The following is a 22,870-nucleotide window of genomic DNA, read 5'->3' on the forward strand; positions in this document are numbered from 1 at the left end:
CTAGCGGCGGAGCAGGACGAAGTCGCCCTCCTGGCGGACCCGCGTGTAGCCGCGGGCCTCCAGGGCGGCCAGCTCCAGGGCCTGCTCCGCCGCCGGGCGCGGCCAGTCGGGGAAGTCGGTGTCGACCAGCAGCCATTCGGCGTCGACCGGGTTGCCCTGGTGCGTCGGGAACAGCTGGACGGTCCGGCTGGCGGTCAGGTGCGGGGCGAGGTTGTTGGACGCGGCCACCGAGGCGCCCTCGGGGACGGCCGCGACCAGCTCGCGGGCGGCCCGCACGCGGTCGTCGGCGTGCCAGCGGCGGTCGCCGAGGATGCCGGCGAGCCCCAGGACCGTGGTGACGGTCAGGGCGGCCGCGACCAGCCACCGCAGCCCGGCCTGCCAGGACAGCGGCGCGGACCGGTCGACGGGGCTGTGGCCGCCGAGGGCGTGGACCAGCGCCACGAACGCGATCGGCATCAGCACGGCGTCGTAGTGGAACCCGGTCGCCGCGTGGAACGGGTTGGCCGAGGTGAACCGCCACAGCAGGGTGGGCAGGGCCAGCAGCGCGATCGGGGAGGTGGCGGCCAGCAGCGCCGTCGGGGCCAGCAGCGCCAGCAGGGTCACCAGGATCGGCCACGACGCCAGCCGGTCCAGCACGATGAGCCCGGCCTCGACCGGCCCGGCGTCGCCCAGGCGCAGGTTGCCGCCCTGCCCGTAGGAGCCGTCCGGCGCGAACCCGGGGATCACCACCCCGACGATGAGCGCGAACGCGCCCAACCCGGCCACCACCGCGGCGAGCCCCAACCGGCGCTGCCCCTTGAGGACGAGGTAGCCGCCCACGGCCGCCAGCGTGAGGCACAGGTCCTCCTTGACCAGCACCAGCGGCGCCGCCCAGCCGACAGCGGCCCGCCACCGCTGCTCGACCAGCGCCACCGCGGCGAAGGCCACCAGCGGCACGGCGAAGCACACCTCGTGAAAGTCGAAGTCGATCGCGGCGAGCAGCCCCCACGACAGCCCGTAGCCGAGCCCGACGGCGTAGCCGAACCGGCCGAGCCGGGCGACGGCCAGCCGGGTCACCGGGACCGCCGACACCGCGAACAGCGCCGCCTGGGCCAGCAGCAGCGTCACGGCCCCGGGGAAGACCTTGTAGACCGGGGCGAGCAGGGCCAGCACGGGGTGGAAGTGGTCGCCGAGCAGGTTGAACCCCGGCCCCCGCAACTCCGACACCGGCGCCCGGCCCTCGGCGTAGGCCCGCACGGCCTGCTCGAAGATGCCCAGGTCGTAGCCGGTGGTCTGGAACATCAGGTGGCGGTTGACGGCCATGAGCGCATAGCAGGCGAACAGCCCCGCCGCCAGCGCGTGCACCGGCAGCGCCATCCGGATGCGGACCACCGTGCCCACGTCGCCCCCTCGCCTCGGCCAGGACGGTAGCGACGCCGGGGCGGCGGACCGGCGACCGGGGCGGCGCGAACCTGGCACCATCGTGGTGATGATCTCCATCGGGAGGCTGCCTGCGTGATCGTCTTCGACGACGTGTCCTACTCCTACCGGCGCAAGCGGGTGCTCAGCCACCTGAACTGGGTCGTGCCGCAGGGGATCACGGGGCTGGTGGGGCCCAACGGCGCGGGCAAGTCGACGCTGCTGGCGCTGCTGGTCGGGCTCAGGAAGCCGCAGTCGGGGACGGTGGCCGTCGCCGGGTCGGGGCGCCGGGTCGGGTACCTGCCGCAGCGGTTCTCGCTGGTGCCGTCCATGAAGGTGCGGGACACCGTCGCCTATGCCGGGTGGCTCAACGGGCTGCCGAAGCGGGCCGCGTTCGCGGCGGCGGACCGGGCGCTGGCGGTGGTCGACCTGCAGGAGCGGGCGGGCGCGGCCGTGCGGACGCTGTCCGGTGGGCTGCGGCAGCGGGTCGGCATCGCCGCCGCGGTCGTCCACGACCCGGAGATCGTCGTGCTCGACGAGCCCACGGTCGGCTTGGACCCGGGGCAGCGCGTGCGGCTGCGCAAGCTCATCGCGCGCGTCGGGGAGGAGCGGACGGTCGTGCTGGCCACGCACCTGGTCGAGGACGTGGCCACCCTGTGCTCGACGGTCTCGGTGCTGGACGAGGGGACCATGCGCTTCCACGGCGGCATCGGCGACCTCGTCGGCGGGGCCGAGGTGACCACGGCGGGCCTGGAGGCGGCCTACGAGCGCCTGCTGGGCGCGGAGGACGGGTGATGCGCCGCATCGCCTGGCCGCTGGCGCCCGGCACCCTCCTCGTCCCGGCCGGGCTGGTCGCGGCGGTCGCGTTCGGGCTGTCCCTGACCAACTTCGGCTGGCGGCCGGAGTGGCCCGCGACCTCGGCGCTGGTCCACGAGCACCTCAGCATCACCGGTCCCGTGGCGGCCGCCGCGGCCTTCCACCGCTGGGCCGCGCTCACCCGCACCGGCGGCCTGCTCGCCGCCGCCCGCGTCGGCGGCGACCGGCCCGAGCACCTGCTCGACTTCGGCCGGAGCTGGCTGGTGCTCGCCGTCGCCTACACCGCGGGCCTGCTGCCGGTCTTCGTCCGCACGGCCGCGTCGGCGACGCACGGCGGCCCCGACCTCGGGCCGATCCTGCTCGGCTACCTCGGCCTCGGGTTCGCGGTGGCCCTCGGGCGCTTCCTCGCCGCCGTCGCGCCGGTGCCCGTGCTCGCGGTCTTCGTCGCCGTGCTGGTGTTCCTGCTGCTCCAACTGCCGCAGGTGGTCAACGACGACCTCGCCGCCGCGCTGCCCGTGCAGTGGAGCACCCCGGCGGCCAACGAGCGCGAAACCGGCCTGCTGTTCCGCGGGCTGGCCCTGGTGGCCGCGGGAGCCGCGATGGTCGCGGCCACGCGGCCGCGGCGGAACCTCGACCAGCCCATCCGGGCCGCGGCGCCCGTGGTGGGCGCGGTGGTGGTGTTCGCCGCGTTCCTGGCCGCGGCGGTGGTCAGCCCGCCCGAGCGGGTGGCTGCCGCGGCCGACCCGCCGCGCGAGTGCCGGACGACCAGCGGCATCGAGGTGTGCGTGCACGCCGCGCACGCGGCCGACCTGCCCGAGCTGGTCGACACCGTGGCGCTGCTCGTCCAGGCGTACGGGACCGCGCCCGCCGCCGTCGCGGGCGTCTACGACGCGGCCGCGGTCCCCGCGGGCGGGGTGCCGGAGGACTACGTGGTGCTCGGCCTGATCCTCGACCAGACGACCCGCGACACCGCGGCCGAGGAGGTCGCCGCTGCGATGGCGGGCCGCCTCGGGTGTCGGCGCCTGCAGCAGACCGGCGACCACGCCGGCTACGCGGCGGGCATGGGCCGGGTGAGCGAGCTGGCCCGCTGGCTGCGCGGCCAGGCGGGCATCGCCCTGCCCGGCGAGGGGTCGTCCCCGTCCGAGGGCTTCTTCGCCCAGCCGCCGGATCGGGTCCGCGCCTGGCTGGCGGCCAACGACGACCGGGTGGCCGGGTGCGCGCTCGGGGCGGCGGCGCCCTGATGCTCTACGCCTCGGCGCACAACGCGCGGGCCGTCGCCGCCTCCTGCGCGGTCGCCGCTGCCCTGGCCGCGGTCGCAGCACGCATCGCCTTCCCGGTGGACCTCGCGGTGTTCCTGCCCCCGCGCGAGGTGCCGCTGATCGAGCTGCTGGCGGTGGTCTTCGCCGGGGTCGCCGCGGGGCTGACCGCGCCGCGGATGGTCGAGTGGGAGAAGCTGGGCGGCCCGCGGGTGGCGGTGCGCTCGGCGCTGGTCGTGCTCGCCGTGGCCGCGCTGACCCTGCTGGTGGTGTTCGCGGGCGTCCTCGCCCTGCCCGCGGAGGCCCCCTGGGAGTACCTCCCGGCCAACGCCGCGGTGTTCGCCGCGGTGGCGGCCCTCGCCCGGCTGCTCGCGGGCGCGGTCGCGGCCCCGGTCCTGACCGCGCTGCTGTTCCTCGCCTGCTGCGTCGTGCAGAACACCCTGCCCGCGATCGCGCGGTGGCTGCCGCTCTCGCGCCCCCACGAGGCCCCGCTGCCGGTGCTCGTCCCGGCCGCCGCCCTGGCCTGCGCGGTCGTCGCCGCCGCGTGGACCCGGGGGCTGACGGCGCGGGCGCAGGCGCGGACCCGGGACTGACCCCGGGCGGGCGCCGTCCTGGGCCGCCAACCTGGGGAACTCGCCCGAACGGGTGCTCGTCGCGGCGAGGAGGCGTTGTGAGAGGCTTCAGCACTGTGACCACTGTCATTCGCCGTCGTCGCGGGCTCGTGCTGCTCTCCGTCGTGGTTGGGCTGGTGGTGAGCGCGTGCTCGTCCGGGCCGAGCCAGGTCAACGCCGCGGCCATCGTGGGTGGGAAGACGATCACCGTCGACCGGGTGCAGGAGCTGGTGGACGCGGCCGTCAAGGCCGAGCCCGCCGCGCAGGTGCTGGCCGACCAGCGCAAGCTGGACCTGCTGTCGCGGGCGATCCTGCGCCAGATGGTCCTGCACGAGCTGACCGACGCCTACGCGCGCAAGCACTCGGTCGCCGTCGACCCCGGCCAGGTCAACCAGCTGGCCACGCAGCTGAGCCAGTCGCTGGAGCCGCTGCCGACCGACGGCACCGCGAGCCCCGAGGTCATCGTCGACCAGGCCGTCAACCGGGTGTTCGACCCGGCCGAGCTGGCCCGCGACTACCTGATCCGGCTCAAGATCGGCCAGCAGGCCGCGCCGACGCTGGCGGTCACCTTCGACTACGTCCTGGTCAGCCCGGGCGGCCCGGACGAGCCCACCGGGTCGCTGCGCGGCAAGGCCGAGACGCTGGCGCGCTCGCTGGCCGCCGGGCCCGACGCCGCCGAGCGGATCATCCGCGCCGAGGCCGCCGCGGGCGGCCAGGCCAACCTGGGCGAGGTGTTCACCCCGGGCGGGGTCGGCGAGCTGGCGGGCTCGGTCCTCTTCGGCACCGAGCCGGGCAACGTCGTGGGCTTCCAGCCCAGCCCGGAGAACCCGGCGTGGGTCGTCGCGGTCATCCGCGAGCGCAAGACCGACGCCGCGCCCGACGAGTCGACCCCGCAGGACCCGCGCCTGGCCAGCGCGCTCGGCCCGCGCCTGCTGCAGCCGATGGTCGACGAGGTGGGCGTCAAGATCAGCCCCCGGTACGGGGTGTGGGACACCGCGGCGATGGGCGTGGCCCCCAGCGAGGCCGAGAGCGCCGGGTTCGTGCTGCCGGTCGGCGCGGCGAAGCCGTGACCGACTCCGCGGTCGTGCTGGTGCGCGGCCGGACCGTCCCGGAGTCGGCGGTGCCGCTGCTGCGCGCCGCCGCCCGGGTCGAGGTCGCAGGCGGGGTCGACCCCGCCCTGGCCGCCCCCGGCCCGGCCGACGGTTCAGTCGTGCTGCTCACCGACGACTTGGCCCACCCGGCCGCGGCCGCCCTGCTGGCCGAGGGCGTCCCGCTGCACGCCGCCCCCGGCGCTGGCCTGGTCGCCGCCGTCCAGGTCATGGACCGGCTGCGGTCCCCGGGCGGCTGCCCGTGGGACGCCGAGCAGACCCACGAGTCGCTGCGCCAGTACCTGGTCGAGGAGTGCTACGAGCTCCTGGAGGCCATCGACGACGGCGACCGCGCCGCGCTGCGCGAGGAGCTCGGCGACGTCCTGCTCCAGGTCCTCTTCCACGCCCGCGTGGCCGAGGAGCACCCGACCGACCCGTTCAGCGCCGACGACGTGGCCGCCGACCTCGTCGCCAAGCTCGTCGGCCGCCACCCGCACGTCTTTGGCGACGGCGACCCGGCCGTGCGCGACGCCCGCACCCAGGAGCACCGCTGGGAGGAGCTCAAGCAGCGGGAGAAGCAGCGCCAGTCCAGTGTGGACGGAGTGGCGACCGGCCAGCCCGCGCTGGCCCTGGCCGCCAAGCTCGTCAGCCGCACCGCCCGCGCGGGCCTACCCGCCGACCTGCTGCCCTCCGGCGGCACCCCGGGCGCGCGGCTGTTCGACATCGCCGCCCTGGCGAAGCTGGCGGGCCAGGACCCCGAAGGCGAACTGCGGGCCGTCGCCCGCGCCTTTGCCGAGGACGTGCGCGCCGCGGAGGTTTCCGCGCGGGCGGCCGGTATCCAGACCCTGAGCGCCGATGATTGGCGCGAGCACTGGCCGCGGTAATTGCTCACGCGCTGTTTCCACCCGATTGCCGATTGTCCAGCAATCCCCATCTGGGCCAGGGTGGACCCGGCGGGCGGGATATCTCGACGACACCTGTGATCAACGTCGCACGATAGCGCTGTTTGAAATCGCGCTGACGGGGTACGCGGGCCGGTGTTCGCTCAGCGATACAAGTTCGGGCGCTGAACTGGGCCGTTTGGCAGATTCTTTTCCGGAATCGCCAGCGCACCATAGGACGTACCGCTCGTCCATAGGAGATACCCGTGCGTCGTTTGTTCGTCATTGCCTGCTGCGCTGCGCTCACCGCCATCGGCGGCGCGCACGCCTCCGCCCAGGTGCTGCCCCCGCCGCACACCACGTCGGCCGACTCCGCCGTCACCGTCATCGACGTCTGGGCCGGGCTCAAGAGCATCCTCTGACCCCGCCCCCGGCAAACCGTCGTCGCATCCCGCCGCGGGTGACTAACGTGGCAGGGTGACCGACGCCTACCTGAGATTCCCCCATGTGCGCCACGACCTGATCACGTTCGTCGCGGAGGACGACGTGTGGCTGGCGCCCGTCGCGGGCGGCCGTGCCTGGCGGGTGTCCGCCGACCAGGTGCCGGTGGCCAACCCCCGGCTGTCCCGCGACGGCACGGCCATCGCCTGGCGCAGCCAGCGCGACGTGGAGCCCGAGGTGCACCTGGCCCCCGTCGACGGGGGCCCGAGCACCCGCCTGACCTACTGGGGCGACCTGCGGACCTCGGTGCGCGGCTGGACGCCCGACGGGCGCGTGCTGGCCACCTCGTCGGTGGGCCAGGCGTCGCGGTCGCGGTCGTGGGCCTACGCCGTGCCGACCGACGGCTCGCCCGCCACCCGGCTGCCCTACGGCCACGTCGCCGACGTCGACGTCGCCGACGGCGGCGGCGTGGTGATCAGCAGCGTCTACTTCCGCGAGCCCGCGCACTGGAAGCGCTACCGCGGCGGCACCGCGGGCAAGATCTGGGTCGACGCCGACGGCAGCGGCGGGTTCACCCGCATCCTGTCCGAAGTGGATGGGAACCTGCAGTCCCCGATGTGGGTCGTCGGCCGGGTGGCCTTCCTGTCCGACCACGAGGGCACGGCCAACCTCTACTCCTGCCTGCCCGACGGCTCCGACCTGCGCAAGCACTCCCACCACGAGCAGTTCTACGCCCGCAACGCCACCACCGACGGCCAGCGCGTCGTCTACCACCGCGCCGGGCGGATCTGGCTGCACGAGGACCTCGACGCCGAGCCCCGCCCGGTGGACATCCGGCTGGGCGGCCCGCGGGTCTCCCGCCAGCCCCGGCCGATCTCGCCCGCGCCGCACCTGGGCGACCTCGGCCCGGACAAGACCGGGCGCGCCAGCGTGGTCGAGGTGCGCGGCACCGTGCACTGGCTGACCCACCGCGACGGCCCGGTCCGCGCCCTCGGCGTGGCCGACGGCGTGCGCGGGCGGCTGCCCCGGGTGCTCGGCGACACCGGCCAGGTCGTCTGGGTGACCGACGCCGAGGGCGAGGACGCGCTGGAGTTCGCCCCGGTCGCGGGCCGCGAGCCGGGCGAGCGCCCGCGCCGGGTCGGCGCCGGGCAGCTGGGCCGGGTGCTGGAGCTGGTGGCCGCCCCCGACGGCAAGCGGGTCGGCCTGACCACCCACGACGGGCGGCTGCTGCTGGTCGACACCGACGACGGCGACATCCGCGAGGTCGTGCGGGCGACCGAATCCGACCCGACCGGGCTGGTGTTCTCCCCGGACTCGACCTGGCTGGCCTGGTCGCACCCGGGCCCGGACCCGCTGCGCCACATCCGCATGGTCAACACCGGCGATCTGTCCATCGTGGACGTGACCCCGCTGCGGTTCGTCGACTGGGAGCCCGCGTTCACCACCGACGGCAAGCACATCGCGTTCCTGTCCACGCGCAGCTTCGACCCGATCTACGACGTCCACGTCTTCGACCTCTCCTTCGCCAACGGCACCCGGCCCTACCTGGTCCCGCTGGCGGCGACCACGCCGTCGCCGTTCGCCCCGCTGCGCGACGGCAGGCCCTTCGGCGACGACAAGGACGACAAGGGCGGGGACAAGGGCGACCGGGGCGACCGGGACGACGACAAGACCCCGCGCACCAGCGTCGACGTCGAGGGCATCGAGGACCGGGTGGTCGCCTTCCCGGTGCCCGCGGCCCGCTTCTCCGAGCTGTGGGCGGTCAAGGGCGGCGTGCTGTGGCGCCGCGACCCGCTCACCGGCTCCCTCGGCGACGACCTCGACGTGCTCGGCGAGGCCGAGCCGCGCTCGGTGCTGGAGCGCTTCGACCTGGCCAAGCTGAAGATCGACACGCTGGTCGACGGCTTCGACCGGGTGTGGCCCAGCGGCGACGGGCAGCGGCTGGTCGTCAAGGACGGCGCCGCGCTGCGGGTCGTGCCCGCCGACCGCAAGGCCGACTCCGACGACCGCTCCGAGGACAACATCGGCGTCGACCTCAGCCGCATCCGGGTGCGGGTGGACCCGGCCGCGGAGTGGCGGCAGATGTTCGACGAGAACGGCCGCCTCATGCGCGACCACTTCTGGCGCGCCGACCTCGGCGGCGTCGACTGGGCGGGCGTGCTCGACCGGTACCGCCCGCTGGTGGACACCGTCGGCTCCCACGACGACCTCGTCGACCTGCTGTGGGAGGTCCAGGGCGAGCTGGACACCTCGCACGCCTACGTCACCCCGCCCGGGGCGGGCGCCGACGACAAGCGCAGGCTCGGCCTGCTCGGCGCCGACCTCGCCCGCGACGACGACGGCACCTGGCGGATCACCCGCATCGTGCCCGGCGAGAGCTCCGACCCGCGGGCCCGCTCGCCGCTGCGCGCCCCCGGCGTCGCCGTGCGCGCGGGCGACGCGATCACCGCGGTGGACGGGCGCCCGGTCGACCCGGACCGCGGCCCCTTCCCGCTGCTGGTGGGCACGGCGGGCAAGCCCGTCGAGCTGACCGTGGTCCCCAAGGACGGCGGCGCGGCCCGGCGCGTGGTGGTCGAGCCGCTGCTGGACGACGAGCCGCTGCGCTACCAGGCGTGGGTGGCCGACCGGCGGGCGCACGTGCACGCCGCCTCCGACGGGCGGATCGGCTACCTGCACGTGCCGGACATGATCGCCAGCGGGTGGGCGCAGTTCCACCGCGACCTGCGGATGGAGATGCGCCGCGAGGGCATCGTGGTCGACCTGCGGGAGAACCGCGGCGGGCACCTGTCGCAGCTGATCATCGAGAAGCTGTCCCGGCGCATCGTCGGCTGGGGCCGCGCCCGCGACGACTACTACCTGGAGACCTACCCGTCCGACGCCCCGCGCGGGCCGGTGGTCGCGGTGGCCGACGAGTTCTCCGGCTCCGACGGCGACATCGTCAACGCCGCGATCAAGGCGCTGGGCATCGGCCCGATCGTGGGCACCCGCACCTGGGGCGGCGTGATCGGCATCGACATGCGGTACCGGCTGGTGGACGGCACGCTCGTCACCCAGCCCCGGTACGCCACCTGGATGCAGGGCTACGAGTGGGGGGTCGAGAACCACGGCGTCGACCCCGACGTCGAGGTGCCGGTCACCCCGCAGGACCACGCCGCGGGCCGCGACCCGCAGCTGGACACCGCGGTGCGCATCGCGCTGGAGACCCTGGCCGAGCGCCCGGCGCTGACCCCGCCGGACATCCCGCCGCTGCGCTGATCACCCAACGCTGATCACCCAACGCTGATCACCCAACGCTGATCACCCGATTGCCGTGGGAGGCCGCCTGGCCTCCCACGGCAAGATCGGCGGCATGGACCACGCCGCGATGATCCGGGCCAACGAGGCCAACTGGGACGCCCGCACCCCCATCCACGCCGCCAGCCGCTTCTACGCCGAGGAGCCGGACGCCTGGTTCGCCCCGCACGAGTGGACCGACCTGGGCGAGCTGGCCGGACGCGACGTCGTCCACCTCCAGTGCCACATCGGCAGCGAGACCCGCGCCCTGGCCGCCCGCGGCGCCCGCGTCACCGGCCTGGACATCTCCAGCGCGTCGCTGGAGGTCGCCCGCGCCGCGTCGCCAGAGATCGAGTACGTCCACGCCGACGTGCTCGACGCCGCGGAGGCGCTGGGCCGCTCGCGCTTCGACGTCGTCTACACCGGCAAGGGCGCGCTCGTCTTCGTCCCCGACCTGGACCGCTGGGCCCGCGAGGTCGCGGCGCTGCTCCGCCCGGGCGGCTTCCTCTACCTGGTGGAGTTCCACCCGTTCCTCTACACCCTCGGCCTGATCCCGTCCGAGTCCGACGACCTGGTGGTCATCGACGACTACCTGCCCGGCCGCGGCCCCATCAAGGTCGACGGCACCTACACCTACACCGACGGCCCCCAGCTCACCGAGGCCACCGACTTCTACGAGTGGCGGCACAGCATCGCCGAGGTCGCCACCGCCCTGCTGGCCGCGGGCCTGCGCATCGACCTGCTGCGCGAAACCCCGGAAATCCCCTGGAAGCGCTGGTCGCGGATGATCAACACCCGGGGCCCGTGGCACCGCCTGCCCGACGACGCGCCCCGCATCCCGCTGCTGTACGCCCTGCGCGCGGTGAAGGGCTGAAGCGCCGGGGTGCGCCGAACGGCGATCGCGGGCACGTAGCCTGGGTCACGTGGCCGACATGTTGACCGCTGATCCGCCCCGCCCGCCCCGGGTCCGCCGACCGCTGCGCAGGCTCGCGCTGGCCGTCGTGCTGCTGGTGGTCGCCGGGGCGGGGATCTTCGTGGTGGAGTGGGCCGACCGGCCGCGGGCCAGCGGGTTCGTGGTGACCCCGCTGGACGTGGACCCCGGGGCGGCCGCGCCGCAGGGCAGGCCCGCGCCGGTCGAGCCGGACCTGTCGGGGTGGGCGGCGCGGCTGGCGGCGGAGACCGACATGCCCGCGCGGACGATCGTGGCCTACGTCAACGCCGAGTCGCGCATCCGCGGCACGATGCCCGGCTGCAACCTGACCTGGACGACGCTGGCGGGCATCGGCCGGGTGGAGTCCCACCACGGGCAGTACAACGGGACCCGGGTCAACCCCGACGGGCGGCTGTCCAAGCCGATCATCGGCATCCCGCTGGACGGCTCGCCCGGCGTGCTGGCCGTGGTCGACACCGACCGCGGCGTCCTCGACGGCGACCTGCGCTGGGACCGCGCGGTCGGGCCGATGCAGTTCCTGCCGGAGACCTGGGCCCGCTGGGCGCTGCGCGCGACCGACGACGGCGCGCCCGCCGACCCGCAGAACGTCGACGACGCCTCGCTCACCGCCGCGCGCTACCTGTGCGCCAGCGGCGGCGACCTGGCCACCGGCGCGGGCTGGTGGAAGGCCGTGCTGACCTACAACGCCTCCGAGCGCTACGCCCGCGACGTCTACTCCGGCGCGGACGCCTACGCGCGCAAGGCCGCCGAGATCGGCGAGGGCCGCTAGCGGTCCCGCTCGACCGCCAGCCGGGCCGAGACCTCGCCGTAGGCCTCCTGGTACTCCGGCGCGGGGTTCATCGCCACGGCCATGCGCAGCTGGGTCTGCGCCTCCTCCAGGCGGCTCTGCCGCTGCAGGGTCCGACCGAGGGCGAAGCGGGCGTAGTGGTCGGTGGGGTCCAGCTCCAGCACGCGCAGGAAGGCCGCCTCGGCCCGGCGCAGCTGGGCCGACCCCAGGTAGGCCCGGCCCGCGAGCAGGTGCACCGACGGGGCGTTGGGCTCGGCCTCCAGGACCGGGCCGAGCGCGGCCAGCGCGTCGAGCGGGCGGCGCTGGGCGACCAGCTGCTCCGCCTGGCGGAACGCCGCGAACGTGTGCTCGTGGTCCTGGGTCATGGTCCACTCCACAGTACGCGCACGCAGCGCGTTTTCGATAGCGGCGACACCGCGTGCCAGGGCGTTGACCGGACAGGCGTCCCGCTAGGCTCGGAGCCGACACGAAGGACGCTTTGTGAGGAGCAGACGTGGCGGTCATCGAGCAGGTCGGCGCACGCGAGATCCTGGATTCCCGCGGCAACCCCACCGTCGAGGTGGAGGTGGCGCTGGACGACGGCACGCTGGCCCGCGCTGCGGTGCCCTCCGGGGCGTCGACCGGCGAGCACGAGGCGGTCGAGCTGCGCGACGGCGACCCCGGTCGCTACCTGGGCAAGGGCGTGGAGAAGGCGGTCAACGCCGTGCTCGACCAGATCGGGCCGGAGCTGACCGGCATCGACGCGGTCGACCAGCGCATCGTCGACCAGAAGCTGGTCGACCTCGACGGCACGCCGGACAAGTCGCGCCTGGGCGCCAACGCCATCCTCGGCGTCTCGCTGGCCGTGGCCAAGGCCGCCGCGGAGTCCAGCGGCCTGGAGCTGTTCCGCTACCTCGGCGGGCCCAACGCGCACGTGCTGCCGGTGCCGATGCTGAACATCCTCAACGGCGGCTCCCACGCCGACACCAACGTCGACATCCAGGAGTTCATGATCGCGCCGATCGGCGCGGACTCCTTCCGCGAGGCGCTGCGCTGGGGCGCGGAGGTCTACCACTCGCTCAAGGCCGTGCTGAAGAGCAAGGGCCTGGCCACCGGCCTCGGCGACGAGGGCGGCTTCGCCCCCAACCTGGGCACCAACCGCGAGGCGCTGGACCTGATCGTCACCGCCATCGAGAAGGCGGGCTACACCGTGGGCCGCGACATCGCGCTGGCCCTGGACGTGGCCGCCACCGAGTTCTTCTCCGACGGCGCCTACACCTTCGAGGGCGCACGCAAGTCCGCCGAGGAGATGTCGGCCTACTACGCGGGCCTGGTCGACTCCTACCCGCTGGTCTCCATCGAGGACCCGCTGGCCGAGGACGACTGGGACGGCTGGGTGCGGCTGACCGCCGACCTCGGCGAGCGCGTGCAGCTCGTCGGCGACGACCTGTTCGTCACCAACCCCGACCGGCTGGAGGAGGGCATCGCCCGCCGTGCGGCCAACGCCCTGCTGGTCAAGGTCAACCAGATCGGCACGCTGTCGGAGACGCTGGACGCGGTCACCCTGGCCACTTCCTACGGCTACCGCAGCATGATGAGCCACCGCTCCGGGGAGACCGAGGACACCACCATCGCCGACCTGGCGGTGGCGACCGGCGTCGGCCAGATCAAGACCGGCGCCCCGGCGCGCAGCGAGCGGGTGGCCAAGTACAACCAGCTGCTGCGCATCGAGGAGACCCTCGGCGACGCCGCCCGGTACGCGGGCGACCTCGCCTTCCCCCGGTTCGCCGCGGAGTCCTGATGGCGGGCCCGGACCGGTCGCGCGGGCGGCGGCCCGCCGCCCGCGGGCCGGTCCGCGGCCTGTCCGCGCGCATCGCCCGGCTGAGCCTGCCGTTCGGGGTCACCACGACCCGGCGGGCGGCGATCCTGGCGACCGTGGTCTGCGCGCTGGCGCTCAGCGTCGCCGTGCCGCTGCGCACCTACCTGTCGCAGCGCTCGGAGGTGGCGACCCAGGAGCAGCGCCAGGCCGAGCTGCGCGCGCAGGTCGACCAGCTGGAGCGCCGCCGCGCCGAGCTGGCCGACCCCGAGCAGATCCGCGCCGAGGCTCGCGCCCGGCTGCGGTTCGTGCTGCCGGGGGAGACCCCGTTCATGGTGGAGCTGCCCGGCGGCGCGCAGCCGCAGCAGCAGACCGGCCCGCTGGCCGAGCAGGCGTGGTACCAGGAGTTGTGGGAGTCGATGGCGGGATGATCGCCGAAGCCGATGTCGCCGTCGTGGCCGCGCAGCTCGGCCGCGCCCCGCGCGGGGTGCGGGCGGTCGCCGCGCGCTGCCCGAGCGGGCACCCCAACGTCATCCAGACCAGCCCGCGGCTGCCCGACGGCACGCCGTTCCCCACGCTCTACTACCTCACCTGCCCCCGGCTGAACTCCTTGGTCAGCACGCTGGAGACGACCGGGCTCATGCGGGAGATGACCGAGCGGCTGGCCGCCGACGACGCGCTGGCCGCCGCCTACCGGGCCGCGCACGAGTCCTACCTGGCCGAGCGCGACGCGATCGAGCCGCTGGGCACCGAGGTGACCGCGGGCGGCATGCCCACCCGGGTCAAGTGCCTGCACGTGCACGTCGCCCACGCCCTGGCCAAGGGGCCCGGGGTGAACCCGTTCGGGGACGAGGCGCTGGCGCGCCTGGCCGGGGAGTGGCCCGCTGGCGACTGCGCGGCGGCTACCGCGGGTACCGACTAAACGGGCACTTTCGCGCATCAGGTGACAACCGAACGTCCGGAAGGGCAACGGGGAGCAGACCTTCGGGCGTCCTCCCTGAGATTTTCCCAAGATCCGGTGACTCAGGGCCACGGATGAGGCATGGTAGGTGGCCGGACACGTTGGGTCGCCCGTTCGCCGATCGGGTCACGGGTGGCGTTCGACACGAGGGGCGGGTCAACCATCGTGAGTGCGAAGCAGGCACGGCACCGCAGAGGGCGCGACCGGGCCAGGCGGCGCAGCGCCGTCGCCGCGGCTGGCGCGATGCTGCTGGTCCCCGTCGCGGTCGCGGGCGAGCCCGCGCCGTGGCTGGCGCCTGCCGCCGACGGCGTGGCGCTCGCGGGCAACGCGGGCGGCGGGCTCGGCCAGCTCGACGACCCGAGCACGCTGGGGGCCGACGGCTCCAAGCCCGCCAACGACAAGCTCGGCCCGCGGATCCTCGACCTGGCCGACAAGCCCGACCTGCTGGCGCTGACCGGCGGGCCGACGGCCGGCTACCCGACCGGCCCGCTGGGCATCCCGGGCAACATGCTCACCGCGTACATGCGCGCCGCGCAGACGCTCTCGGCCACCACGCCGAACTGCAACCTCAAGTGGCCCCTGCTGGCCAGCATCGGCCGCATCGAGTCCGGCCACGCCCGAGGCGGGCGCGCCGACGCCAAGGGCGACACCATCGGCCGCATCCTCGGCCCCGAGCTCAACGGCGCGGGCCCGGTCGCCGCGATCCGCGACACCGACGGCGGGCGCTACGACGGCAACACCGTGTGGGACCACGCGGTCGGGCCGATGCAGTTCATCCCGTCGACCTGGGCGGGCTACGCCGCCGACGGCAACGGCGACGGCGAGACCAACCCGAACAACATCTACGACGCCACCGTCGGCGCGGGCAAGTACCTGTGCTCAGGCGGGATGGACCTGTCCGACCCGCGCCAGCTCGCGACGGCCATCTTCCGCTACAACAACTCCGACAGCTACGTGCGCACGGTCATCGTGTGGGCCGACTCCTACGCCAGGGGCGTGCGGCCGCTGCCGTCCACGCCGGTCACCGACATCGCCCAGCCCCCGCCGCCGTCGAACTCCGGCAGCGGCCAGGTGCCCCCGCCGTCGAGCGGCACGCCGACGCCCGCGCCGACCACGTCGCCGACGACCACGCGGCCCGTCCCGTCGCTCACGCCCACCCGACCGGGCACCGTCCCGCCGCCGGTCCGGCCCACGCGGTCCACGCACCCGACGACCACGACCACCACGACGACGACCACCACGGAACCCACGACGACGCCGCCGTGCGAGACGCCGACCAGCACCACCGAGCCGACGGCGCCCACTACTGCGCCCACCACGACGACCACGCCGGTCGAGGACCCGTGCGGGGAGCAGGCGACCGAGGCGTCGACCACGACGCCCACCTCGCCGACGCCGACCTCGCTCACCAGCGCCACCCCGACCTGATCGGGGCGGGAACCGGCTCCCGGCGCGCGGGGAGCCGGTTCCCCTAAGCTGCGGCCATGACCCGTGTGGCGGCGATCGACTGCGGAACGAACTCCATCCGGCTGCTGGTAGCCGACGTCACCACCCGCGACGACGGGACGCACTGGCTGCGCGACGTGCACCGGGAGATGCGCATCGTCCGGCTCGGCCAGGGCGTCGACGCCACCGGCGTGCTGGCCCCGGAGGCGCTGGCGCGCACCCGGGCCGCGCTGGCCGACTACACCGCCATCCTGCGCCGCAAGGGCGCCGAAGCCGTGCGGATGGTCGCCACGTCGGCCACGCGCGACGCCGCCAACCGCGACGACTTCTTCACCATGACCGCCGAGCTGCTGGGCGCGCCCGCCGAGGTCATCAGCGGCGACGAGGAGGCCCGGCTGTCCTTCACCGGCGCGGTCGGCGACCTCGACCCCGAGGACGGCCCGTTCCTGGTCGTCGACATCGGCGGCGGCTCGACCGAGCTGGTCCTGGGCACGTGGGACGGGGCGCGCGCGCAGGTCGAGGCCGCCCGCTCGGTCGACATCGGCTGCGTGCGCATCACCGAGCGCGCCCTGCGCTCGGACCCGCCGACCGCGGCCGAGGTCGCCGCGGCCGACGCGCTGGCCGCCGAGGTCCTGGCCCCGGCCTTCGCCGCGGTCCCGGTCGCCGCCGCCCGCACCTGGGTCGGCGTCGCGGGCACTGTCACCACGCTGGGCGCGCTGGCGCTGAAGCTGTCGGAGTACGACTCCGACGCGGTGCACCTGTCCCGGCTCTCCGCGGCCCAGCTCGCCGAGCTGGCCGACACCCTGCTGGCCTCCACCCACGACGAACGCGCCGCCAACCCGGTCATCCACCCCGGCCGGGTCGACGTGATCGGCGGCGGCGCGGTCGTGCTGCGGGCGCTGGCGGCGCGGGTGTTCGCCGAGAGCCCCGTCGAGGACATCGTGGTCTCCGAGCACGACATCCTCGACGGGATCGCCCTCTCGCTGCTCTAGGACGCCGACTTCACGAAGGCGGCCAGGTCCTTGCACTGCTGCACCCGAGACGGCTCGTGCACGTACATCATGTGCCCCGCGGGGTAGTACTTCACCTCGATGTTGCCCCGCAGCTCGTCCGGGATGGACAGATGCGCGAGGGTGTGCTCGGTGGCGAAGTACGGTGTGGCGCCGTCGGTGTAGCCGGAGGCGACGTGGACCTTCAGGTGCGGGTTGCCGCGCATGGCCTTCGACAGCCGGTCGGTCACCGTGACCGAGGCGTTCTCGAAGTCCTTGTACGACCACGCCTTGTGCGCGTCGACGCTGAGCACCTCGTAGGGCAGGTCGTTGGTGTAGCCCAGTTCCGCGCGCACGTAGTGGTTGATGCCCGCGGTGTAGGCGCCGGTGATCGCCGTCGCCGACGGGTCGTCCACGCTCAGCTCCCGGCCGTAGTCGGACTCCCAGCCGGTGAAGCGCCCGTCGAGCCTGCCGACCGTGCGGCGCGAGGGCCGCAGCAGCTCGGCGAAGAACCGCATGTGCTCGATGCGCAGGTCGACCCGGTCGATGTAGTCCTCGGTCAGCCCGGTCAGCTTCGCCACCCGGGTCACCGCGGCTGCCCGCTCCTGCGCGCTGAGCCTGGCGCCCTGCGCCAGCGCCCACGGGTAGTCCTTGGCGGCGAACTCCTCGGCCTCGGCCAGCACCTCCTGCAGCGGGCGCTTGCCGTGCAGGCCGTGGTAGTGGGCGATGGCCGCGTAGGTCGGCAGGAACAGCGCGTAGGGCAGGTCGTTGCCCTCCTGGAAGTTCAGCGTGCTGAAGTCCAGCACCGACGAGATCAGGATGAGCCCGTTGAGGTACATCCCGTGCCGCTGCTGCAGGTGCAGCGCCAGCCCGCCCGCGCGGGTGGTGCCGTAGGACTCCCCGGCGAGGAACTTCGGCGACAGCCAGCGGCCGTTGCGGGTCGTCCACAGCCGGATGACCTCGCCGACGCTCTCCAGGTCGCCGGTGAAGCCCAGGTGGTCCTGCGCGCCCTCGCCGTCGACCGGCCTGCTGTAGCCGGTGGACATCGGGTCGATGAACACCAGGTCGCTGTGCGCCAGCAGGGACTCGGCGTTGTCGACCAGCCCGTAGGGCGGGCCCACCGGGGCGCCCGCGTCGCCGCTGACGACCCGGCGCGGGCCGAGCACGCCCAGGTGCAGCCAGGTGCTCGACGAGCCGGGCCCGCCGTTGAACGCGAAGGTCACCGGGCGCGAGCCGGGGTCGGCGTCGTCGAGGGTGTAGGCGGTGAGGAACACCGACGCCTTGGGCACGTGCCCGGTGAACTTGCCGTCGGTGGTCACCTCCTGGCGCAGCACGATCCGGCCTGCCGTGGCCGTGTACCTCAGCTTCCGCCTGCCCGCCGACAGCACGTGGTGGGTGGTCACCAGGTCGTCGGTCGGCTCGGGGCGGGCGGCGTCCGCGGGCGTCGCCGCGGCGGTGTCGTCGGGGGCGTCGGTTGATGGCATGCCGCCGAGATTACGTGCTCGCCCCGGGGGTAGCTTCGGGATATGTCGATGGCCGAACTCGACCGGCAGGTCACCGGGTGCCGGGCCTGCCCGCGGCTGGTCGCCTGGCGCGAGGAGGTCGCGCGGGTCAAGCGGGCCGCCTTCCGGGACCAGACCTACTGGGGCCGCCCGGTGCCCGGCTTCGGCCCGGCCGACGCCAAGCTGGCCATCGTCGGCCTGGCCCCGGCCGCGCACGGCGCGAACCGCACCGGCCGCATGTTCACCGGGGACCGCTCCGGCGACGTGCTCTACGCCGCGATGCACGCCGTCGGCCTGGCCTCCCAGCCCACCGCGACGCACATCGGCGACGGCCTGACCCTCATCGGCACCCGCATCACCGCGCCGGTCAAGTGCGCCCCGCCCGCCAACAAGCCGACCCCGCAGGAGCGCGACACCTGCGGGACGTGGCTGACCAGGGAGCTGGCGCTGCTGCGCCCGACGCTGCGCGCGGTCGTCGTGCTCGGCGCGTTCGGCTGGCAGGCGCTGCTGCCGCTGCTCGGCGTCGCCTGGGCGGTGCCCGTGCCGCGGCCGAAGTTCGGCCACGCCGCGCGCTACACCCTGCCCGCGCGCGACGACGGCCCGCCGCTGGCGCTGTTCGGCTGCTACCACGTCAGCCAGCAGAACACCTTCACCGGAAAGCTGACCCCCGCGATGGTCGAGGAGGTGCTGGCGCTGGCCCGCGACGCCGCCGGTATCTGAGAATCAGTCAATTCAGCGCCGAAACAGTTCGACCGGTTGTGGGAATGGTGAGCACTGGACCGCTCCGCCGCGCTTGTGGCACCATCGCCAATGTGATGCGCGTGCGGGCCGGAATGGCATTGGGCCTGGCCGTGGTCGGCGTCTGGAGCGCAATTGCCGCAGTTCTGTCCGCACTGGCCGTGCACCGGCTCGGCGGCTTCGGCTGGCTGCCCTCCGTGCTGGTCGGCCTGGGCGCGGCGATGGCCGTCGGCGCCGCGGCCGAGCCGCTGGTGGCCATCCGCGTGCCCAGGGCCGCGTGCGTGCGGCGGCGGGCCGCGCCCCGGCGGACCCGGCCCGCGGCCCGCGCGCCGCGGGCCATGCCGCGCTCCCGGCCCTGATCAGCGCGCCCGCGTCCAGCGCGGGCCGGTCGGCTTGGCGACCAGGTGCGCGATCCGGTCTTCGAGGAAATCCTTGGTCTGGCTCGCGCTGAGCGCGACCTCGGCGGTGGCCGTCAGCCGCGCGCTGAACTCGTCGATGCGCGGCGAGCCGTCGCGGACGATGTAGTCCGCGCCCGCGTTCTCCACGTAGACGATCACCGAGCCGCCGTCGAGCAGCATGACCACGAACGGCCCCCACAGCCCCAGGTGCACGCCCGCGTCGTAGGGGATGACCCGGATGTCGATGTTGCGCTTGTCCGCCAGGTGCCGCAGGTGGCGCAGCTGCTCGCGCATGACCTGCGGGCCGCCGACCATGCGGTGCAGCGCGCCCTCGTCGATCAGGAAGGACAGCTCGGGGCCGGGGTCCTCGTGCAGGATGGCCTGCCGGTCGATGCGGGCGGCGATCAGCGCGTCGAGCTTCTCGCCCTCGTGCGCGGCGCCGAGCAGGGCGCGGGCGTAGCCGGGGGTCTGGAGCAGGCCGGGCACCAGGTACGGGTGCACGTGCCGGATGGCGGTCGCGGAATCCTCATAGGACAGCAGGGTCTGGTATTCCGGGCTGAGCACCTTGCGGTATTTGGCGTACCAGGACGGCCTGCGCGACTCCCTGGCCATGACCAGCAGCTGCTCGGACACGTCGTCGGCGGTGCCGTAGACGGCGAGCAGGGCCCTGGTGTCCGAGGTGGAGATGCCGACGGCGGCGTTCTCGATGCGCAGCAGCTTCGACAGCGACCAGTCGACCGCGCGCGCGGCCTCCGCCTGGGTGAGGCCGACGCGCTCGCGTTCGACACGGAGCGTGTCGCCGAGGCGCCTGCGCTGGACCTTGGGGTCGGGCTGCCTTCCACGGGCCATAGCTACCTCCGCTGAGTGGGGAGCGGATCTCAGCCTAACTGGTGATCATCCGTGCGGCTGAATGATTGACGGCGGGTGGCCATGTGGCCGTTCGCAACACGGCAGATCGCAACCTAGCACGCTGCGTGCCGGGATTTCACCTGGTAGTCGGGTCGGCGGGTGGCGTTCCCGATCGGGCGGTGCGCCTCGTGGCCGAAGTTGACGCTGCGTAGCCACTGTTCGCATGGGACATCCGGCGGATCATCCGCACCCGGGCAGCGGATTCTGCCTTTAAGTCGCACCCGGAATAATCGTCGCGTTATGGCTATCTCACCAAGATAGGGGGAGCGGTGTCCGCTGTCAGAAGCGAATGGCGACGGAGCAGGCGCAGCGTGAATAACGACTGCGTCGAGCTGCGCGCCGCCGCGGGCCGGGTCCGCATACGCGACTCGAAGAATCCCGGCCAAATTCTGGACATTTCCCCGGACGTCGGCGCCTGCTTCGTCGCCTTCGTCAAGGCGGCAGCCGAGTCCTGAGCGCGACCCGCGCACCGCCGTCGGCGTGGCATGCTGCCTGCCATGCCGGCATCCCAGCGCACCCTGGCGTGGTCGCCCCGCGCCCGAGTCGCGCTCGCCGTCGCCGCGCTGCTGGTGGTCGCCCTGGCCGCCGCGCGCGGCGGGTCGGCGATCCCGGTCGAGCCGGACGCGCCCTGGTTCGCCGAGCGCCCCGACCGCCCGCCGCAGGCGGGGGAGGCGGGCGCGGCGCCGGGGGACGGGTCGGTGCTCGACCTGATCGGCGGCGTGGGCGTCGGCCTGCTGCTCGCCGCGGTCGGCGTTCTCGCCCTGATCGGGGCGGCGGGTGTGCTGGTCTCCTTCGGCCTGCGCGGGCGCCGCCGTCGCCGCCGCGCGTCCACGCCCGTGCGCGCGGTCGAGGCGGCGGGCGAGGATGCCGCCCAGGCCATCCGGACGGCGGTGCGCGCGGGGATGGCCGAGGTGGCCGAGCGCGCCGCGGGGCCGCCCGGGGACGCGGTGATCGCGGCCTGGGTGGCCCTGGAGCGGGCGGCCGCGTCCTGCGGCACCCGCCGCGACCCGGCCGAGACGCCCTCGGAGTTCACCGCGCGCGTGCTGGCCGACCACGCCGTCGACCCGGCCGCGCTGGCGGACCTGCGCACGCGCTACCACCGCGCCCGCTTCGCAGGCGAGGTGAGCGGCGCCGACGTGGCCGCCGCGCGCACGGCCTTGGCGCGCATCGAGGAAACGCTGGTATGAGCCCGGTGCGCGTGGTGGTCGTCGCGGTCCTGGCCGGGGTCGCCGTCGGGGTGTTCGCCGCCTGGCCCGGCCGGGTGCCGGTGTTCTGGGCGGTCGCGCTGGCCGTCCCGGCCGCGGCGCTGGCCGCCCTGGGCGCGCGGCTGTCCGGGCCGCTGGAGCCACTGTGGACACCGGTGCCGGACGTGCCGACCGCCGCGGCGGAACTCCAGGCGGCCACGCTGACCGGCAGGCTCGCCGAGGCCGCCGCCGACCCCGACCGGTTCCGCTCCCGCGTGCAGCCGCGGCTGCGCGGGCTGGTGCTGGCCAGCCTGCGCGCGCGGTGGCCCGATCTGTCCGATGTGGACGATCCGCGGGTCAGGTCCCTGCTGGGCCCCGAGCACGACCTGCTCGTGGCCGACACGCCGCCCACGCCGCACCGGCTGGCGGCGCTGCTCGATCGACTGGAGGAAGCGTGACCCCGTCCAGCGTGGACATCCTGCGCATCGCCGAGACCGGGGCGCGGGTGCGCGCCGCGGTGGGCGCGGTCGTGGTCGGCCGGGAGCGCACCGTGCGCCTGGCGCTGGCCGCCGTGCTCGCGGGCGGGCACGTGCTGCTGGAGGACGTGCCCGGCCTGGGCAAGACGCTGCTGGCCCGCGGCATCGCCGCCGCGCTCGGCCTGGACTTCGCGCGCGTGCAGTGCACGCCCGACCAGCAGCCCGCCGACCTCACCGGCTCGTTCCTGTTCGACCCGGTGGAGCGGGAGTTCACCTTCCGCGCCGGCCCGGTGTTCACCGGCCTGCTGCTCGCCGACGAGATCAACCGCACCCCGCCGAAGACGCAGTCGGCGCTGCTGGAGGCCATGCAGGAGCGGCAGGTCACCGTCGAGGGCCGCACCTTCCCGCTGCCGCGCCCGTTCCACGTGCTGGCCACGGCCAACCCGGTGGAGTACGAGGGCACCTACCCGCTGCCCGAGGCCCAGCTCGACCGCTTCCTCCTGCGCCTGGACATCGGCTACCCGCCCGCCGACGAGGAGGTCGAGGTGCTGCGCCGCAGGCTGGCCCGCCAGACCGAGGACGCCGCCGTCGCCCGCGTCATCGACACCGAGGCCCTGCTGGACCTGCAGAAGGGCGTCGAGCAGGTCCCGGTCGACGACGACGTCCTGCGCTACTGCGTCGACCTGACCCGCGCGACCCGCCAGCATCCGGCGGTGGAGGTCGGCGCGTCGCCGCGCGGCTCGCAGGCCCTCGTGCTGGTCGCCCGCGCCCTCGCCGTCCTCGACGGCCGCGGCTACGTGCTCCCCGAGGACGTCAAGGAGTGCGCCGTCCCCGCCCTCGCCCACCGGCTGACCCTGCGCGCCGAGACGTGGAGCACCGGCACGACCGCCGTCCAGGTGGTCACCGACCTGCTCGCCTCGGTCCCCGGCCCGGCCACCACCCGCTGAGGCCCCGGTGACCACCAGCGGC

The 22,870-nt window shown here is 74.5% G+C and carries 24 protein-coding genes; 20 read left to right on the forward strand and 4 right to left on the reverse strand.

Features of this window, described 5'->3' with window-relative positions; translation table 11 throughout:
- The gene (locus ACWEPX_RS30945) at nucleotides 1-1,380 is read right to left on the reverse strand and encodes a DUF2079 domain-containing protein (protein ID WP_451900808.1); all 1,380 of its coding nucleotides are present in this window, start codon (nucleotides 1,378-1,380) and stop codon (nucleotides 1-3) included.
- 114 nt (nucleotides 1,381-1,494) lie between these two features.
- Between ACWEPX_RS30945 and ACWEPX_RS30950 the strand changes: the two genes are divergently transcribed.
- The 9 genes from ACWEPX_RS30950 (at nucleotide 1,495) to ACWEPX_RS30990 (ending at nucleotide 11,485) form a co-directional block, all read left to right on the forward strand.
- Entirely contained in the window at nucleotides 1,495-2,193 is a 699-nt protein-coding gene (locus tag ACWEPX_RS30950; RefSeq protein ID WP_451900809.1) for an ATP-binding cassette domain-containing protein, read from the forward strand.
- A complete protein-coding gene (locus tag ACWEPX_RS30955) occupies nucleotides 2,193-3,455 on the forward strand; it encodes a hypothetical protein (RefSeq protein WP_451900810.1) in 1,263 nt (420 codons plus the stop codon). Before ACWEPX_RS30950 ends, ACWEPX_RS30955 begins: the two co-directional genes overlap by 1 nt.
- The gene (locus ACWEPX_RS30960; protein ID WP_451900811.1) at nucleotides 3,428-4,063 is read left to right on the forward strand and encodes a hypothetical protein; all 636 of its coding nucleotides are present in this window, start codon (nucleotides 3,428-3,430) and stop codon (nucleotides 4,061-4,063) included. The genes ACWEPX_RS30955 and ACWEPX_RS30960 overlap by 28 nt, the downstream gene beginning before the upstream one ends.
- A 95-nt stretch (nucleotides 4,064-4,158) precedes the next feature.
- Nucleotides 4,159-5,151 (forward strand): SurA N-terminal domain-containing protein, encoded by a 993-nt coding sequence (locus ACWEPX_RS30965; RefSeq protein WP_451900812.1) that lies wholly within the window; start codon nucleotides 4,159-4,161, stop codon nucleotides 5,149-5,151.
- A complete protein-coding gene (locus ACWEPX_RS30970; protein WP_451900813.1) occupies nucleotides 5,148-6,053 on the forward strand; it encodes a MazG family protein in 906 nt (301 codons plus the stop codon). The genes ACWEPX_RS30965 and ACWEPX_RS30970 overlap by 4 nt, the downstream gene beginning before the upstream one ends.
- A 263-nt stretch (nucleotides 6,054-6,316) precedes the next feature.
- A complete protein-coding gene (locus ACWEPX_RS30975) occupies nucleotides 6,317-6,472 on the forward strand; it encodes a hypothetical protein (protein WP_451900814.1) in 156 nt (51 codons plus the stop codon).
- A 55-nt stretch (nucleotides 6,473-6,527) separates the two neighbouring features.
- Entirely contained in the window at nucleotides 6,528-9,746 is a 3,219-nt protein-coding gene (locus tag ACWEPX_RS30980) for a S41 family peptidase (RefSeq protein ID WP_451900815.1), read from the forward strand.
- Nucleotides 9,747-9,801: 55 nt separating this feature from the next.
- Nucleotides 9,802-10,638 (forward strand): class I SAM-dependent methyltransferase, encoded by an 837-nt coding sequence (locus ACWEPX_RS30985; RefSeq protein WP_451900816.1) that lies wholly within the window; start codon nucleotides 9,802-9,804, stop codon nucleotides 10,636-10,638.
- A 58-nt stretch (nucleotides 10,639-10,696) separates the two neighbouring features.
- Nucleotides 10,697-11,485: a lytic transglycosylase domain-containing protein gene (locus ACWEPX_RS30990; protein WP_451900838.1), complete on the forward strand. Its 789-nt coding sequence runs from the start codon at nucleotides 10,697-10,699 to the stop codon at nucleotides 11,483-11,485.
- Here ACWEPX_RS30990 and ACWEPX_RS30995 read toward each other — a convergent pair.
- Nucleotides 11,482-11,868 carry a tetratricopeptide repeat protein gene (locus tag ACWEPX_RS30995; RefSeq protein ID WP_451900817.1) on the reverse strand — a complete coding sequence of 129 codons (387 nt, stop codon included), beginning with the start codon at nucleotides 11,866-11,868 and terminating at the stop codon, nucleotides 11,482-11,484. The two genes, ACWEPX_RS30990 and ACWEPX_RS30995, sit on opposite strands and share 4 nt — an antisense overlap.
- A gap of 128 nt (nucleotides 11,869-11,996) precedes the next feature.
- Between ACWEPX_RS30995 and eno the strand changes: the two genes are divergently transcribed.
- The 5 genes from eno to ACWEPX_RS31020 all read left to right on the forward strand — a co-directional run bounded on the left by eno (nucleotide 11,997) and on the right by ACWEPX_RS31020 (nucleotide 16,697).
- The gene (eno, locus tag ACWEPX_RS31000) at nucleotides 11,997-13,283 is read left to right on the forward strand and encodes a phosphopyruvate hydratase (RefSeq protein WP_451900818.1); all 1,287 of its coding nucleotides are present in this window, start codon (nucleotides 11,997-11,999) and stop codon (nucleotides 13,281-13,283) included.
- Nucleotides 13,283-13,729 (forward strand): FtsB family cell division protein, encoded by a 447-nt coding sequence (locus tag ACWEPX_RS31005; RefSeq protein ID WP_451900819.1) that lies wholly within the window; start codon nucleotides 13,283-13,285, stop codon nucleotides 13,727-13,729. The genes eno and ACWEPX_RS31005 overlap by 1 nt, the downstream gene beginning before the upstream one ends.
- The gene (locus tag ACWEPX_RS31010) at nucleotides 13,726-14,220 is read left to right on the forward strand and encodes a DUF501 domain-containing protein (protein WP_451900820.1); all 495 of its coding nucleotides are present in this window, start codon (nucleotides 13,726-13,728) and stop codon (nucleotides 14,218-14,220) included. Before ACWEPX_RS31005 ends, ACWEPX_RS31010 begins: the two co-directional genes overlap by 4 nt.
- A gap of 204 nt (nucleotides 14,221-14,424) precedes the next feature.
- On the forward strand, nucleotides 14,425-15,687 hold the full coding sequence (locus ACWEPX_RS31015) for a lytic transglycosylase domain-containing protein (protein WP_451900821.1): 1,263 nt from the start codon (nucleotides 14,425-14,427) through the stop codon (nucleotides 15,685-15,687).
- A gap of 56 nt (nucleotides 15,688-15,743) precedes the next feature.
- Nucleotides 15,744-16,697: a Ppx/GppA phosphatase family protein gene (locus tag ACWEPX_RS31020; RefSeq protein WP_451900822.1), complete on the forward strand. Its 954-nt coding sequence runs from the start codon at nucleotides 15,744-15,746 to the stop codon at nucleotides 16,695-16,697.
- On the opposite strand, the gene ACWEPX_RS31025 is transcribed toward ACWEPX_RS31020, so the two are convergent.
- Nucleotides 16,694-18,178, reverse strand: coding sequence for a S10 family peptidase (locus tag ACWEPX_RS31025; protein ID WP_451900823.1), 1,485 nt, complete (start codon nucleotides 18,176-18,178; stop codon nucleotides 16,694-16,696). The genes ACWEPX_RS31020 and ACWEPX_RS31025 overlap by 4 nt on opposite strands.
- 42 nt (nucleotides 18,179-18,220) lie before the next feature.
- Here ACWEPX_RS31025 and ACWEPX_RS31030 point away from each other — a divergent pair, with 42 nt between their 5' ends.
- Together ACWEPX_RS31030 and ACWEPX_RS31035 are read left to right on the forward strand one after the other, a co-directional pair.
- Nucleotides 18,221-18,916 carry a uracil-DNA glycosylase gene (locus tag ACWEPX_RS31030; RefSeq protein ID WP_451900824.1) on the forward strand — a complete coding sequence of 232 codons (696 nt, stop codon included), beginning with the start codon at nucleotides 18,221-18,223 and terminating at the stop codon, nucleotides 18,914-18,916.
- Nucleotides 18,917-19,017: 101 nt separating this feature from the next.
- Entirely contained in the window at nucleotides 19,018-19,293 is a 276-nt protein-coding gene (locus ACWEPX_RS31035) for a hypothetical protein (protein ID WP_451900825.1), read from the forward strand.
- Here ACWEPX_RS31035 and ACWEPX_RS31040 read toward each other — a convergent pair whose 3' ends face one another.
- Entirely contained in the window at nucleotides 19,294-20,181 is an 888-nt protein-coding gene (locus ACWEPX_RS31040) for a helix-turn-helix domain-containing protein (RefSeq protein ID WP_451900826.1), read from the reverse strand.
- Between the two features lie 329 nt (nucleotides 20,182-20,510).
- Between ACWEPX_RS31040 and ACWEPX_RS31045 the strand changes: the two genes are divergently transcribed.
- The 4 genes from ACWEPX_RS31045 to ACWEPX_RS31060 are packed head-to-tail and all read left to right on the forward strand — an operon-like array spanning nucleotide 20,511 to nucleotide 22,848.
- Complete coding sequence (locus ACWEPX_RS31045) at nucleotides 20,511-20,696, forward strand: DUF397 domain-containing protein (protein ID WP_451900827.1); 186 nt, start codon at nucleotides 20,511-20,513, stop codon at nucleotides 20,694-20,696.
- Nucleotides 20,697-20,738: 42 nt separating this feature from the next.
- Nucleotides 20,739-21,428: a DUF4129 domain-containing protein gene (locus tag ACWEPX_RS31050; protein WP_451900828.1), complete on the forward strand. Its 690-nt coding sequence runs from the start codon at nucleotides 20,739-20,741 to the stop codon at nucleotides 21,426-21,428.
- Nucleotides 21,425-21,883 (forward strand): hypothetical protein, encoded by a 459-nt coding sequence (locus tag ACWEPX_RS31055; RefSeq protein WP_451900829.1) that lies wholly within the window; start codon nucleotides 21,425-21,427, stop codon nucleotides 21,881-21,883. Before ACWEPX_RS31050 ends, ACWEPX_RS31055 begins: the two co-directional genes overlap by 4 nt.
- Nucleotides 21,880-22,848, forward strand: coding sequence for an AAA family ATPase (locus ACWEPX_RS31060; protein WP_451900830.1), 969 nt, complete (start codon nucleotides 21,880-21,882; stop codon nucleotides 22,846-22,848). Before ACWEPX_RS31055 ends, ACWEPX_RS31060 begins: the two co-directional genes overlap by 4 nt.
- Nucleotides 22,849-22,870: the final 22 nt, after the last annotated feature.

Source organism: Actinokineospora sp. NPDC004072 (assembly GCF_053604195.1).

Coding starts and splice junctions, on each gene's coding strand:
- ACWEPX_RS30955 (WP_451900810.1), top strand. CDS start 2,193: ATGCGCCGCATCGCCTGGCCGCTGGCGCCCGGCACCCTCCTCGTCCCG.
- ACWEPX_RS31030 (WP_451900824.1), top strand. CDS start 18,221: ATGTCGATGGCCGAACTCGACCGGCAGGTCACCGGGTGCCGGGCCTGC.
- ACWEPX_RS30995 (WP_451900817.1), bottom strand. CDS start 11,868: ATGACCCAGGACCACGAGCACACGTTCGCGGCGTTCCGCCAGGCGGAG.
- ACWEPX_RS31010 (WP_451900820.1), top strand. CDS start 13,726: ATGATCGCCGAAGCCGATGTCGCCGTCGTGGCCGCGCAGCTCGGCCGC.
- ACWEPX_RS31025 (WP_451900823.1), bottom strand. CDS start 18,178: ATGCCATCAACCGACGCCCCCGACGACACCGCCGCGGCGACGCCCGCG.
- ACWEPX_RS31020 (WP_451900822.1), top strand. CDS start 15,744: ATGACCCGTGTGGCGGCGATCGACTGCGGAACGAACTCCATCCGGCTG.
- ACWEPX_RS31005 (WP_451900819.1), top strand. CDS start 13,283: ATGGCGGGCCCGGACCGGTCGCGCGGGCGGCGGCCCGCCGCCCGCGGG.
- ACWEPX_RS31050 (WP_451900828.1), top strand. CDS start 20,739: ATGCCGGCATCCCAGCGCACCCTGGCGTGGTCGCCCCGCGCCCGAGTC.
- ACWEPX_RS30990 (WP_451900838.1), top strand. CDS start 10,697: ATGTTGACCGCTGATCCGCCCCGCCCGCCCCGGGTCCGCCGACCGCTG.
- ACWEPX_RS31040 (WP_451900826.1), bottom strand. CDS start 20,181: ATGGCCCGTGGAAGGCAGCCCGACCCCAAGGTCCAGCGCAGGCGCCTC.
- ACWEPX_RS31055 (WP_451900829.1), top strand. CDS start 21,425: ATGAGCCCGGTGCGCGTGGTGGTCGTCGCGGTCCTGGCCGGGGTCGCC.